This is a genomic window from Bradyrhizobium altum (genome assembly GCF_020889705.1).
GTDB classification, from domain to species: domain Bacteria; phylum Pseudomonadota; class Alphaproteobacteria; order Rhizobiales; family Xanthobacteraceae; genus Bradyrhizobium; species Bradyrhizobium altum.
Genome location: NZ_JACMYP010000097.1, coordinates 1 through 13,520, shown reverse-complemented (window position 1 = coordinate 13,520; position 13,520 = coordinate 1). Strand labels below are relative to the sequence as shown.

14 protein-coding genes are annotated in these 13,520 nt (G+C 59.2%); 7 read left to right on the top strand and 7 right to left on the bottom strand.

Annotation, left to right across the window (positions count from 1 at the left end; translation table 11 throughout):
• Window positions 1–96 precede the first annotated feature (96 nt).
• The gene (locus H8B02_RS22865; protein ID WP_229168372.1) at window positions 97–1,407 is read left to right on the top strand and encodes an adenylate/guanylate cyclase domain-containing protein; all 1,311 of its coding nucleotides are present in this window, start codon (window positions 97–99) and stop codon (window positions 1,405–1,407) included.
• Window positions 1,408–1,496: 89 nt separating this feature from the next.
• On the opposite strand, the gene H8B02_RS22860 is transcribed toward H8B02_RS22865, so the two are convergent.
• Window positions 1,497–1,694 (bottom strand): hypothetical protein, encoded by a 198-nt coding sequence (locus tag H8B02_RS22860; RefSeq protein ID WP_229168371.1) that lies wholly within the window; start codon window positions 1,692–1,694, stop codon window positions 1,497–1,499.
• On the bottom strand, window positions 1,691–5,044 hold the full coding sequence (locus tag H8B02_RS22855) for a hypothetical protein (RefSeq protein WP_229168370.1): 3,354 nt from the start codon (window positions 5,042–5,044) through the stop codon (window positions 1,691–1,693). Before H8B02_RS22855 ends, H8B02_RS22860 begins: the two co-directional genes overlap by 4 nt.
• A 351-nt stretch (window positions 5,045–5,395) precedes the next feature.
• On the opposite strand from H8B02_RS22855, the gene H8B02_RS22850 reads away from it, so the two are divergent.
• Both H8B02_RS22850 and H8B02_RS22845 read left to right on the top strand, forming a co-directional pair.
• A complete protein-coding gene (locus tag H8B02_RS22850) occupies window positions 5,396–6,430 on the top strand; it encodes an adenylate/guanylate cyclase domain-containing protein (RefSeq protein ID WP_229168369.1) in 1,035 nt (344 codons plus the stop codon).
• 302 nt (window positions 6,431–6,732) lie between these two features.
• Entirely contained in the window at window positions 6,733–8,199 is a 1,467-nt protein-coding gene (locus tag H8B02_RS22845; RefSeq protein ID WP_229168368.1) for a tetratricopeptide repeat protein, read from the top strand.
• A gap of 120 nt (window positions 8,200–8,319) precedes the next feature.
• Here the strand turns inward: H8B02_RS22845 and H8B02_RS22840 are convergent, their stop codons facing one another.
• From H8B02_RS22840 to H8B02_RS22830, 3 genes are all read right to left on the bottom strand, one after another.
• Window positions 8,320–8,511 (bottom strand): hypothetical protein, encoded by a 192-nt coding sequence (locus H8B02_RS22840; RefSeq protein WP_229168367.1) that lies wholly within the window; start codon window positions 8,509–8,511, stop codon window positions 8,320–8,322.
• A 316-nt stretch (window positions 8,512–8,827) separates the two neighbouring features.
• Entirely contained in the window at window positions 8,828–9,751 is a 924-nt protein-coding gene (gene ligD / locus H8B02_RS22835) for a non-homologous end-joining DNA ligase (RefSeq protein WP_229168366.1), read from the bottom strand.
• Window positions 9,752–9,753: 2 nt separating this feature from the next.
• Window positions 9,754–10,104 (bottom strand): hypothetical protein, encoded by a 351-nt coding sequence (locus H8B02_RS22830; RefSeq protein WP_229168365.1) that lies wholly within the window; start codon window positions 10,102–10,104, stop codon window positions 9,754–9,756.
• Window positions 10,105–10,228: 124 nt separating this feature from the next.
• Between H8B02_RS22830 and H8B02_RS22825 the strand changes: the two genes are divergently transcribed.
• The 3 genes from H8B02_RS22825 (at window position 10,229) to H8B02_RS22815 (ending at window position 11,372) form a co-directional block, all read left to right on the top strand.
• On the top strand, window positions 10,229–10,459 hold the full coding sequence (locus H8B02_RS22825; protein WP_229168364.1) for a DUF3606 domain-containing protein: 231 nt from the start codon (window positions 10,229–10,231) through the stop codon (window positions 10,457–10,459).
• A gap of 335 nt (window positions 10,460–10,794) precedes the next feature.
• Window positions 10,795–11,043, top strand: coding sequence for a DUF6894 family protein (locus tag H8B02_RS22820; RefSeq protein WP_229168363.1), 249 nt, complete (start codon window positions 10,795–10,797; stop codon window positions 11,041–11,043).
• An 83-nt stretch (window positions 11,044–11,126) separates the two neighbouring features.
• Window positions 11,127–11,372, top strand: a complete 246-nt coding sequence (locus H8B02_RS22815) for a hypothetical protein (RefSeq protein ID WP_229168362.1) — start codon at window positions 11,127–11,129, stop codon at window positions 11,370–11,372.
• A gap of 867 nt (window positions 11,373–12,239) precedes the next feature.
• Here the strand turns inward: H8B02_RS22815 and H8B02_RS22805 are convergent.
• Complete coding sequence (locus tag H8B02_RS22805) at window positions 12,240–12,479, bottom strand: hypothetical protein (RefSeq protein ID WP_229168361.1); 240 nt, start codon at window positions 12,477–12,479, stop codon at window positions 12,240–12,242.
• A 149-nt stretch (window positions 12,480–12,628) separates the two neighbouring features.
• On the opposite strand from H8B02_RS22805, the gene H8B02_RS22800 reads away from it, so the two are divergent.
• Window positions 12,629–12,835, top strand: coding sequence for a hypothetical protein (locus H8B02_RS22800; protein ID WP_229168360.1), 207 nt, complete (start codon window positions 12,629–12,631; stop codon window positions 12,833–12,835).
• Between the two features lie 264 nt (window positions 12,836–13,099).
• On the opposite strand, the gene H8B02_RS22795 is transcribed toward H8B02_RS22800, so the two are convergent.
• Complete coding sequence (locus H8B02_RS22795) at window positions 13,100–13,357, bottom strand: hypothetical protein (RefSeq protein WP_229168359.1); 258 nt, start codon at window positions 13,355–13,357, stop codon at window positions 13,100–13,102.
• Window positions 13,358–13,520 lie beyond the last annotated feature (163 nt).

Genomic DNA, 13,520 nt, shown 5'->3' with positions numbered 1-13,520 from the left:
CTTAGCGAACACCACACGGCCTGAGCTTATTCTGATCAATTGCAGTGCTCGGCCGTTAGCCGTAGGCTACCCACCGGGCTAGGCCGGCAGGCAACCATGGTTGTCGAGACACACTATGTGACCAGCGGCGAGGTCTTCGTCGCGTACCAAATATCCGGACAGGATGGTCCGGATTTGCTCATGACGCCGGGCTTTGTTTCGCATCTGGAGCTGTCGTGGGAGAATCCTAACGCAGCCCGCTTCTTGAACAATCTCGGCTCGTTCTCCCGCCTGATCCGATTCGACAAACGCGGCACGGGGCTCAGCGATCGTGGCGTCGGGGTCCCGCATCTCGATGAGAGAATCGACGATATCCGCGCCGTTCTCGACGCCTCAGGCTCCAAAAGGGCCTACTTATTCGGTGTCTCGGAGGGCGGGCCGATGTCGATCCTGTTTGCGGCTACCTACCCTGAACGGGTCGCCGGTCTTATCCTGTTCGGGACATATGCGCGCACGGTTGGCGCATCTGTTCCGTTTGACGATTTTGCGGGATTGGAGCGCGATATCCGGTCCAACTGGGGAACCGGCAAGAGTCTGCCCAGTTTCTCCCCGTCGGCGGCCGCAGTTCCCGGGGCCATGGAGCGCTTCGCCAAGTTCGAGCGCTCGGCGGCCAGCCCGTCCGACGTTATCAACCTGATGCGTATGAACCACGAGATCGACGTAACGGCCATCCTGCCGTCGATCCGTGTTCCTACGCTAGTCATGCATCGGCGCGACGACGTGCGCATTCGCGCAGTCGCCGGCCGCGAGCTTGGGGATAGAATTTCTCACGCGCGCTACATCGAACTACCGGGTAGCGATCACCTCGCATGGACAGGAGATCAGGATCGGCTTGTCGAGGAGATCAGACAATTCATGGGGGTTTCCGCTACTGCCGTCGACGTTGATCGCGTCCTCTCGACTGTGCTGTTCACCGATATCGTCGATTCGACAAGGAAAGCCTCGTTGGTGGGCGACAGGCAGTGGCGTTCAACTCTGGAAGCGCATCATGAGGCGGTGCGTTCGGAACTGGAGCGGCATCGCGGACGCGAAGTTAAAACTACAGGGGACGGATTTCTGGCACTGTTCGACGGCCCGGCGCGCGCTGTCCGCTGCGCCCAGAGGATCGTCAGCGCGGTGCGACCGCTCGATATCGAAGTTCGGGCAGGCGTCCATACCGGTGAGGTCGAAATGATGGGCGACGATGTGGGCGGCATTGCTGTGCACATCGCAGCACGGGTAGCTCAGCATGCGAAAGCGAGCGAAGTTCTGGCCTCGAGCACGGTAAAGGACCTAGTCGCAGGTGCTGGCCTCAAGTTCGTCGATCAGGGACCAGCCGCGCTTAAGGGTCTTGCCGAGCCTATGCGCCTATTTGCAGCCCTCACTTGAACTAAGTTCCGGACGTGCAAATTGCGCCTAAGCTGCTTTCCGAAAGGGGCGCGAGCTGCCCTGTTGATTCCGGCGTTGCAAGCGACGTTCTAAGGCTGAGTGACTTTGTTAGCCAACCGCTCCGCAAGCCCGACCGGATGTCTTTGCCGGTTGACCGCCGATTCTTGCAGCTTCCTAGGCAATTGCTGCTCGTAGCGGACCGCGGCCGCACTCGGGTTTCTGATATCGAGAGCCTGGTCCCGCAGGCCGCCGCCGATGCTCTGGTTCTTGTTGATGGTATTCGTCATGGTGGAGTAGGGCGAGACCAAGCCGCGCCCCAGGAAATCAGCCTCTTGCGCAACCGCTCGAGCTGCGCCGCGCCAATCGCCGTGCGCGCCTTGGCAACATCTCCGGGTTCGATGATTGGCTTCCCGCGCCAGTCGAGGCCAGAGAGCTGCTGCATGGCTGTCGAGAGAGCCGGAGATAGAGTGAATGTATCGCGTGCTGCGGTGGTGAGGTTTTCCTTGCCCCGGGCCGCTTCGTAAAGATGGTACGGGATCGCGAGAGGCCCGCGCCGCGCGGCGCTTGCGTGGTCATTTCCGGTGATCCACCGCGCGGCCTTATCCAGAACTGGGTATACCGCGAACGAGAGCAGGCCCATGGCGAACAGGTTGCCGATCGCGTCCAGCTTGTTGCCGCGAGATCCGCGCACGAGATCCTTGGCGATGTTCGCGTACGAATTGAAGACCCCGTAGTGGTAACGCCCGAACACCATAAAAGTGGGTTCGGACAAAATCTGAGAGAAGATTCGTGCTCCCTGCTTGCTCCCCATGATGGTCGTTGGGATGCGATAGTTCGGAATGTGCCGCTCCGCTTTCGTGATGGCATCCTGCATCGACATTCCGTCGCGCATGTGCTCCAGCACGGAGTGAGTCAGAAACATGTCGTTGGCGGCCCACATAGCGTGGCTTGACGCCTTGTAAACGGCTTTCACAAGATCGCTTGGTCCCACGCCGAACTGGCGCGCAATAGGGTCCCATCTTGACGGGTTCTTCTCGACAGCCTCTCCAAATCCCTTGGCAAGGTTGTCGAGCGCGTTGCGTGAAATGACACCGCCGTAAATCGTTCCGGCGCCGCTCTCACGTAATTGCTTCTGCAATTCGTCCTGCGTGACGACAGACTTGATCGCCTTCAGGCCATCCGTGGCGAGGCTTTTATAACCGCCAGTACCGGGTAACCATCGGAAACCGCGCTCAACGAACCAGTGGGTGCCCACGTTGTTGATGTGCGCCGTCGGCATCCAGAATATGGTCTTGGTCACGGCTTGGCTCAGTTGCCGCAACCGGTTGATCGAAGGATTGTTGATGCCGGGCCGGGCGAAGTCATCCAGGACGTACGCAAGCTGCGGGTCCATTTTCCAATTTCGGAAGTTTGGAAGTTGGGTCTCGACGTAGTTGTCCGGTGCCTTCTCCCCTGGTTTTTTGGCGTACTTCAAAAACTCAGGATTTGATTTGAGATCCTGCAAGAACCGCAGATGCCGCGCAATCTCGCCAAGGTCGAGATTGGCCGCAGAGGCGGAGAGGGCGGCATTGTGATAATATTCGGGCTTGCCACCGCCGCCCACGCGCGCGTGCTCTTCAATCTCAGGGGTCGTCGCCTCCTTCATCGTGAAGTCGCGGTGACCTAGCTGGTACCTCTCGCCATTCTTGTATTCGAAGCCGGGGTCGACGACCTTCATCGGTCGGCCATTGTTCCACAATGTGAAGCCATCATGGTTTAGCGAGATGACATATCGACGACCTTCCGGGCTCTCCAATGCAACGAACTTGCGATCCAGCATCGTGCCGCGAGGACGCGTGGCCAGCGCATACGTGCCCTCGATCGGATCGGCGCTCTCACCCGGGTTTAGGATGTTTCGCTCTGGCGAGTCGCCTTTTGTAATGCGGTAAATGTGATCCTGAATCTTTGGACCGAGCATGTCGGGATCAAGCTTCGACACCTGATCGAACAGCCTGTCGTTTTCGTCGAAGAGGGGCTTCAGGTGTTGATTGTAGAGCGCCTGTTCATGCGGATCGAGCTGACCGATCTTGCCGGCCTCACGCGCGAAATACATTCGCTCAAGCGTCTTTGGGTTGTTCAGCTCCTTCGGAAGTGACGCAGCCCACTTCTGCAGGTCAATGACGTGCTGCTCTTTCGCCTTCCGCACCTTGTAAAGCTCGTCCGAGAGTGAGCGAGCGTATTCTTCCTGGGGACTGAGATTGTCGTCGTGCACGCCGCGGGCAATATAGCTCTTGGTTGGTTTGCGCCCCGGCTCGAGGAATGAATTGAGAAAAGCCGAGCCCTTGAGCTTGGACTTGAGGTCATCGGCAATCCTGCCGTGGTCGATCCACCCGCCTTCGTCGTTCAGGAGCTTGTCCATCAGGCCGCGGACGGTCGGCGACTTGGAGTCGTGCACCGTCTCTGGCAGGTCGGCCTGCGTGCGATTGTCACCGGATAGTCCCTCGGCGCCTATTTCGCCTTGGACTCTGTCGCCATCGTTCGCGCGAGCAGGCATCGAGGCATCGCGAGCAGGTTCAGGCTCACTTGCCATCTCGTCAAATGACGGCAGCCGCACACCCTCAGCCTGTTGTGGGCGACTAACCACTTGCGGCTGGTCGGGCTCTTGTACGGGCTGTGGCGCAGATGGGCGCGCTGGCTTTCCCTCGAGCTGGTCGAGCAACGCCGCCGCTGTCGCAGGGTCCACATCCCCGGTCGTCAGCATGTCGCCTTGTTCGGATGGCGCGGTCTCTTTCCCGTAGACCCGATCCGACCGCTCCGGGCTCGACTGCGGATTGCCTACCGTGTCGCCAGTCTCCGGAGGCGCGGTCTGGACGGTCGCCGCTTCGCCTTCCACAACGGGCTGCTGTGATGCCTGCGCCTCATCCTGTGCCGGCTGGGCAGCAGGATTGAGGTCGACATTGGGACGGCCAGCAACTTTCCGAATGGCAGCTGCGCCAACCCCTTGTAAGCGGCTACCGAGAGGATTGGCGCCAGGCATGGCGGCGCCAAGAGCTGCCTCAACAGCAAGATGAGTTGGGTCAACCTTCCCGGTTTGAGCATATTCTTGGCCAGCACCTATCGCTGCCATTGCTCCACCGGCCACTCCACGGGCAGCAACACCAACTCCACGAGCTGGGCCTGCACCGAGCATGTTAGTCGCAGCGCTTTCGATAAATTGTTCAGTTGGATGAGCCTCAGCGTTGGCCGCCAACAAATCTTCATCGTGAACGCCAATCGCATCGAAGCCGGTCTGACCGGCTTTATCGCCAAGATACCCTCCGAGAAGCGCTCCGCCGATCGCACCAACAAAGGGGATCGCAGGAGCAGCCGGGCCAAAAAATGGAGCGGCGACTGCGCCGGCCTCAAAGCCAGCCCCCATTCCCGCCCATCCCCCTGCAGCGCCGGGGAGGTCGTGAGCCACACGGCGGGCTGTACGTGGAACGAAGCTTTCAGCTTGGGGCTGTTGTGTCGCGTTGCCCGGCATGTCGTCGAATGACGGAAGGTCATCGAACATGAGCGGTTGATCGCTGCCAGCTTGTGCTGGAGCCTGTTGGCTGTCCGGAATGTCGTCGAACGATGGCATGTCATCGAACGATGGAAGGGTATAATTCTCGGCCATGGCAGCGCCTCTCTGACGGGATCATTTCCCGTCCGAGCGTGCGCTCAACTGCGTTTATAGGAACTTTGTGGCCTACGCCTGAGGTTGCAGATCGCTTCCGGCGACAAAGCGGAAGTCGCTCGGTCGGCCGGCCAAGGGCGGCTTTTTGACCCGGAGCCGAACAGTTGCCCAGAGCGAGTACCCTTGCGGGGCGAACCTGCCTCAGCGCGCCTTGCTTGCACGGCGAAATGGCGGTGCGTGGATAGGACCTTAGCGCATTCCCCTACCAACGAGCGAAGACTTGCGGTAGGTTGCGGACCTCCGGGCGTATAGGATCGATGCAGGATGAATCCGCTTCGAACTACCGTAGTCATGAAGACTGACATCAGCGGCTCGACGTCCCGCTTCCGCGAACTGCTACCGGCGGATCTTCAGGCGCTTCTCGGTGAGCATCGCAACTTTCTGGCGCGCCACGCCGCGGAGCACGACGGTCGGATCATCAAAGCTGCGGGTGACGGCTACTGGTTGGAATTCCCTAGTGTCAGCGGCGCGGCCAAAGCGGCGATCGCGATGCAAGAGGCCTTGCGACTAGCGCAGCTAAACCGGGGCGACGATCGCGTGGCTATACGTATTGTTATCGCGTTGGGTGATATTGCCGTTCAGGACGGCGACTTCATCGGTGATGCCTTTGCACTCGCCACCCGCGTCGAGGCGGTAACGCCGCCCGATGAGATTTATCTCACGACTGCTGCTCGGCTCGCCCTCACATCGGTCGAAATCCAGACTGCGCTCGTCGAAAGCTTCGCGTTCAAGGGATTTGCCGAACCGATGCCAATTTACCGTATCGAGCGGCGCGATCGCACCCGCGTTATTGCCGACGCCTACATTCTGTTCTCAGACCTTAAGGGCTTCGGTAGGATCATGGATGCTGGGCCAGTCAGCAGCACGGTGGAGCGTACCCTCGATGCGCTCGATGCGGTGACTCGTGGCACGGCGCTGGAATTTGGCGGCATGGTCCGCTTCAGTGTCGGCGATTCCTATTGCGTGACATTCGTCGAGGCCGCTCAGGCCATTGCGGGGGCAGAGCGCTTGATCCGGAGCTGGGAGGCAATTCGGCATCAGGAACAGTTCGACTGCTCGATTAGCATCGGGCTGCACCGTGGCACACTTTACGCGTTCCGCTCCTTTCTCTATGGCCGCGACGTGTGGATCGCCTCGCAATTGCAGAGTGCATCAGCTAAGCTCCTGGAGAACGAGGAGAATGGCATTTTCGTCACCGGCGAAGTCCGCAGCGCGTTATTCGGCACTCTGTCGCATAACCGGCTCCACCCAGTCGCGCTGCAGCCGCAACCGGAGGCGCTTGCCAGAATAGAGGTCTATCGCCTGTGCAGTGAAGCGCCCAATTAGGCTGGCCCTTCCGAGAAAGGCCGACGGGGCGAACCAAAGTCCAAGATCGCGTGCTTCGGTTCTTCCGCAAGTGGCCCATCTACGAAGGTGCGCCGCGTCTGACGGAGGTCCGCTCATCGCGGCAGAGCCGACTACATTTGCTCAACCCGAGTTCTTCGCATTTTGACCCAAACCGACCCTCCGCGCGAGCGGCGCAGGAATACAATCCAAATCGTCATCAGAGGACGATCACGGCGACCGATGCCTTCCTAGACGTTTGGGAGCCGGATATAGTCCATATGAACGGCGGCTGGGGGAGCGCCATGAGCGACAAGGATGCGGTCGGCACTGGTACCGATCTCAAGGGAGCTGTTGAGCCTGCCGCTGTCGAGGAGAGTTCTCGGTCGGGTCGCTTCCGTCACCGACTGAGAAACATCGGAGCGCTGGTCGCTTCTATTGCTGCAATCGGAGCGGTTGTTAGCGGCTTGACCGGCTACTGGAGTGCTTGGAAGGTCATTAGCAACGACTTTTTCAAGAGAGATTCGCCTTCACGGACGGTCAGCTTAATCACAAAAGGCCCAACGGTCGCTGTTCTGCCTGCTGGAAACCCAACCAAGACGGCTGCGCTCGAATCCATCACCGATGTGTTGGCGCAACAACTCGTATCCTCGCTCGGCAAGTTCAGCTTGTTGAAAGTAGTGCCGCGCGCCACAGCCGCGAATTTCCTGAACGATCGCGATCCGGCAGAAGCTGCGCGCGCCAGCGGAGTCGATTATTTGGTGATGGGCGAAGTGCGCCCTTTGGGTGAGGGGGCTCGCGTCAATATACATGTCGCTGACCTGCGTTCACGCGCAGAGGTATGGTCGGCGTTCTCGGATATCAGCGCTGAGGGTATCAAAACGGAAATGGATGCCTATGAGGTTGGCGATGTTTCCGCCTCGCAAATTAGCGGAGCGATTGACGGCGCTGAGTACAAAAAGTTTCAGAACAAGCCAGTTGATGAACTCAGCCCCTACGAGTGCATCATTCAGGCTCGGATGGCTGGCGCTCTTGGCTCCCAGACAGCAACCCTAAGGGCGCTCGCATGTTCGGAGCAGCTTACGACAAAGGAGCCAAACAACGCGATGGCTTGGGCTGCGCGTTCTGCCGTCATAAACTCGCAACGGCAATTCGGATACGGCTTGACGCGGGATCTTGTTGTGCATGTCGAAAAACGTTTGTATCTGAACGACGAAATGATCCGAGCCGCGGCGAGAGCAGTCGAACTTGCGCCGGACGATGCCGTGGTGCGCCGTTACTTCGCGCAAGCAATCGGTGCAAAGTGCCAGTTGGACCTTTATCGTCAAGAAGCGGAAAAAGCACTCGCTCTCAATCCAAACGATCCAGTCGCGCTGGGATTTTTGGGACTTGGTTTTGCGTTCATGGGAGATTGGGACAAGGGTTCTGCCCTCGCCGAAAAGGCCATTCGATTGGCCGGTCCTAGCGCTTCCTACAACTGGTGGTACGCCCCAGCAAAACGCCATTGGTGGAGGGGCGAGTACCAACAAGCACTTGAGGACTTCCGGCACGCCTACATCGACGGCTTCTGGCTCAGCCACCTAGATCAAGCATATACGCTGCCGTTTCTGAATCGGCTCGACGACGCGAAGGCGCAGGTCACGAAGCTCCTAAAGTTGCGTCCAGATTTTACGATCCGCGAGGCAGATGCGTATTATCGGATGTACTGTTTCTCGCCCGAATACATAGAAAAGATGAACCTGGCTTTGCGGCAGGCCGGGCTGCCGGAATAGCGCCCTGAGGCGTAATCGGGCCGCCGCTTTTGGCCCTCAGCTGACCTGCAGCTACGTCGGCTTCAACGTCAGCTTCGGGGACATGCCGGCTCCGTCATCGCATCAGCTCGCATCGGAAGCCTACCTACAGGTGAGGTCGTCAGTCAGCAGCTGCTTTATGTGTTCGGCCTGTTCCTTCGTGAGCTTCTCGGCGAACGGGCCGTTTTTCTTCAGCTGCGCTGGCCCTTTGAGTTCGCGATCATAAACCATCCAGTCATCTGTACCTCCTTTGCGAACGAAGAACCGAGCCTGTTGAGGTGCTGTGTAGTTCAACTATGCCTCCTCAATTGTGGTCCACCCGTCTCAAAAACAAACACCGGGCGATCGCTTATTCCCGAACGGGGACATTGAAGTCCCCGGCCGCAATTAGTCAGCACGTCTCATGCCATCGGAAGGGATAGAGGATCGCGTTATTCGCGACGCTCACGCCGGCTAAACATGCCGCGGAGGGTCATCGGCTTGTTGCACTTCGGGCAGGGCGCGCCAGCGCCGCCGCACCGGCAGGCATGATTGCCGGTCCACCAGGGCTGATCCGGGTGGTTCTCACAGACCCATCCGGTGTCGTCGCAGAGGATGCATGCCGGCTCACTCATAGGTCTTCCCTTAGGCCGCGAAAGAACGGATGCCGCACCTTGCCCTCGGCTGATTTCGCGCGGTACTCAATCTCGGCAAGTATCTTCGGCTCGACCCAGATCCCCTTGTGCCTGATGCGCTTGGTATAGGGCTGCGTCTTCCGGATCAGCGGGGTCAGGCGTTGGCGAAGCTCGGCGGCTGAGGCTTTGTCAAAGCCATGGTCGACCTTGCCGGCATAGAGCAGCGCGTCACCTTGGCGCCGGCCGACATAGATGCCGTCCCAGTCGTTGCCGTCGAGCGCGAAGCCGGCGATGATCAGCGTCTCGCGCTGGGCACAGGTCTTCTTCACCCAGTCGCGGCTGCGAGTGCCGGTCGGGTAGACGCTGGCGGCGACCTTCGACACGACGCCTTCGTAGCCTAGCTTGCAGGCATGGGCGAACATCTCGGGTCCGTCGACCTCGAAGCTTTCGCTAAATTGGATGGCGGTGCCAGCAATGAGCTTCTTCAGCACGGCCTTGCGCTCCCTGAGCGGCAATTTTCGCAGATCGCGGCCGTTCAGATAAAGCAGATCGAAGGCGACCAGCACGATCCTGGTCGAGGTGCCGCGCAGCTCGTTCTGCAGCACTGAGAAGTCGGTGGTGCCGTCGGCAGCCGGCACTACGATCTCGCCATCGATAATTGCCGATGAAGCGGAGATGTGCCAGGCGTCGTCGGCGACCTTCTTGAAGCGCTTGGTCCAGTCGTGGCCGCGGCGGGTGAAGACCTTCACTTCCTCATGGGCAAGATGGACCTGGACGCGATAGCCGTCGAACTTGATCTCGTGGTGCCAGCGTGTGCCCGACGGCACTTTATCGACTGGCGATGCCAGGGCCGGCGCAATGAAGCCGGGAAAAAGTGCCTTGGTGCCTATGGCCTCCGGCTTCTTGCGCTGGAACGGCATATCTAAACGAGCCGCAGGGTGAGCTGCCGGCGGTCAAGGCCGGCGTGGTGGTCGACGAAGCTCTGCAGGTGGGATGGGACGTCGGTCAATTGCAGATCGCAGCGGCGTTGAACCTCTCGCGCAACGTCCTCGGAGACATCTTCCGACCAGCGCTCCGATGTGTTGAAGGCGATCACCCGGAGCGGGTTGGAATACTCACCGGCCAACAGATTTTGAATGACCGTCTCAAGGTCCGCCGTTTCAAAATCCGCCTCGCGCCATGCTCCGCCGATTTTTCCGAAATCGTCGGCGACGAGATAAACTGTCTGGTCGTCGCTCGGTACAATTGAAGGTGTCCAATTCGATCTACGCATAACCGACTCCACAACAGAAACCGGATTCAAGCGAGCGCCCTTCGATTCGTTCCGAGCGCAGTCGGCGTGCAGGAACTCGCGGATGGTACTTGCGTTTGGTCTTCACTGGAACTGGGAGGCCGCAATGGCGAAGAAGGCAAAAAAGAGCGTCCGCGGGCGCAAGCAGGATCGAGCCCGCGTCGCCGGTGGACAAGACTACGAGGTGCGCTACGAGGCGCGGAAAACCGGAAGATCGGCAGCGTCGGTGAAGAAGGCGGTCAAGAAGGTCGGCAACAGCCGGAAGCGAGTTGAGCGACGGCTCGGGTCAGCGCTCAAAAAGTCGTTGGGAAAGACGCCTTCAAAGGGACGCCGCTGAAGGGAGCGCCCGTAATCTGCAAAACGGTTGACGGGGATGCGCTATCGAAAGTGGACAGCTGAAGAAATCGAACAACTGAAAGCAATGATCGCTTCGCGAGCGAGCGCCAATCGTATCGCCGTCGCACTCAGGCGCCCGGTTAACTCCATTTATGCCCGGGCTCGCAGCCTTGGTATGCCTCTTCCAACAGTCACAGAAGAGCGTAGGCGCGCGAAAGCCTTGCTCGGGCCCCACACGGGCTAAGTGCAAGGCTCCCGCCCAAAACAGGCCATTAACGCCCGTTAGTAACGCATTCCCGCTCGATGCTTTGAATCGGAAACGTATGGGCACGTCCAATGCCTCATTATTACTTCGACTTGAAAGACAGACGCGGCACGACCGTCGATGAGGAGGGCGTGGCCCTCCGGGATTTGCAGGCCGTGCAGAACGAAGCTGCGCTAGCCCTGGGCGTCATGGCCCGGGATGCGGTGGTCACCGCCAGCGGTAACGGTGTCGAGCAAATGGAGATTGCAGTCCGCGACGGCGACGGTCCGGTGATGGTCGTCCGCTTTTCCTTTGAGATCAGCCGTGAAAGGCAGAGCTAATTGTCCCGCGGTAAGGCTTGCGGCCTTGCTCTAACTACTCACTGGCGCTAACCTTGGCCTATGGTTGGCGTAGGAATTGCCAGGTGAGCAAGGCTCGCGAATTTATCGACTTCTGGATCGAGAATAGCGTGCACGCTGTTGAGCAATATCGGACGCCCGGCGCTTCGCAAGATGTGTCCGAACTCACTCGACGCATTACCGAGGCAGCCAAAGAGCAGGGCATCTCGGAGGCCGACCTGCATGCCGAAATCGGTGACATTTCCGACTACATCGGTGACCAACTCAAGTCCGCGAACAGAGCTGAAAGTGAACGGCGCAAGCCTACCTAGGCGCCGCTCGGCTCTAGTCAAGCCTGTGAACATCCCCCGGAGCGAGGTTGAGTTCCTGGAATATTTTCTGTTGATCAGCCGTCAATGTGACATCCAAAACTTCCGCTCTCCAACCCTCCGGAACGGCCGCTAAGATCAGTGTCAAGGCCTGCCTTGGCTTGGCGAGCGCGACCCAAAGGTGCGTTTTTGTGTCGTCCCCGGTCACTTCAACGAGCGCAAATGAGCTACCGAACGACTCCGCCATTCATTCTCAATCCGGTACGAAACCCGAACTACTAACCGTCTTCTCGCGGGCCTCGGCTCCCTCCTCGAGCGTCATGCGAAGCCTCGACCGCCGCAGGCGGCTGCAGCCCGGGGGAAGTCAGCCCGCCATTGATATGAGCGGCCGTTTCGGCCTGCCGGGCGCGCTTCAATAACGCCTCCTTTTCCACGCCTGGAGGCATTGCCTTCGCCCTCGCGCGAAGCTCTTCGGCCTGGCGGGTTAAGCGTTCTTCGAGGGACTGAATTTGCCTGAAACGGGGACGCTTGATGATCATGCGCTGCCCTTTCCGTTGGGGGAAGGCGGGAGCGCAAGCCGGCGTTCTCATCACCGACAGTTACCGAGGGTCGTGCGGTGATGTGTACCAACCCCTGTCCGAATGCATCGTTCCTGGGGTTCCGTGAGACCAAAAGGTCATGGCCGCCCAGATCATCCTTGCCGGGCTGCAGGTCGCAGACACCGCTCTCCAACTAACCCCCATCCTTACCAATGCCGCGCTGATCGCAACGCCGCGATAGACGCGCCCTAAACTGCATGCGGGGTTAGGCGGGCTAATGAAGCGCTAGCTGTGCTAAAACTTCGTCGGAGCCCTATATGACTCTGTAAGGTTAGTCCTCTAGGACGGATTTGGTGGCTTCGAAGACTTGTTCCGCAGTGCCCTTGATCGTGCCTTTAGCCCAAGCCTGAAAAACCGCCACGTAGGCATTTTTATAGGCCTCGTCATCCGCAGAAAAGTAAACTTCCTCAGTGGCGGGGTCCAAAACAAGTGCCCCTTTATCGATGCAAATGTCCTCGACAAGGACCATGCGCTCTTCGCTCTCGGCTACGTGCCGCTTAACAATGCTCACTGGAACTCCCGCTGTACCCTTGCCGATCGGGGCAGGAATAATGCTCAACGGCGGGGCTCGCAAGGGACAAGGGGCAGTGGCAGTGGGTCAGCTTGATTGTGGCTGCGGCTAGCTCTGGAACGTCTGCCCGTTCTGGCGCATATCCCGTTATGAATGCAGACTATTATCTTGCAATCGCCGAACACTGCCGGCGCACCAAGGAATCTGCGCAGGATGAATTCACCCGCTATTTTCTAGAGCGGATGGAGCATAGCTACCGGATCCTGGCGTCAAGCAAAGCCGTCCTAGATCGGTGCGAAACGACACAAGGGGCGCTGGACGACTGGCGTGACAAGCAAGGGCCAAAGAAGATCTGACATGGACGCGGCCGAGCGACCGAAGTTCACCTTGTCCGCGTCACGACGGATGACGGCGGATGGAGGATTTGGTTGGCAGCCACGTCGCGCGACGGGGCCGTAGAGAGCGTGTTAGATGCATCCCTGAGGGGTGGACAGCCAGCCTCTTAAAGAACAGGTTGGGCGCGAACGACGCGGCAAGATTGCAGATGAAGCCCGGTGAGGTAAGAGAAGTTCCAAAAGACGCATAAGCGCACCAACTTTCTCTCCTCGCAAAGCGACGCATTATCCAAACAAGTCTTTTCCGGCGTCCGTGAACTTGTAGTACGTCCCGCTTTCGCGCGCCCATAGCCATCCCTGATCGACAGCGTACTTGATTCCGGCACCATACTCCGCTGGCGTGGCTTTGAACTCGGTCAACATCGGCCAGTTGAGCTTTTCGGTGAGTAGCCTGCCGTCCATGTAGGGCTCGAGCCCGCGGGCGATTTCCAGAAGCTTGCGGGCGGCTTTCTCAGGGTCGGAGTAGGGGCGGTCGTTTTTCATCTTCCTCGTCGGACCATCTCGCTTTTTACCGGCATTTGGGAAGCTCTCGCGTTCTCAAATGCGTCTAATCTTCTCGTTGAGCTTGCGATTGATGAGCATTTCAGCGCGCCGCTTTGCCAGCTCGGGCAATCTCGTGCGCACGGTGCTCAGCACCGTTCGCTCG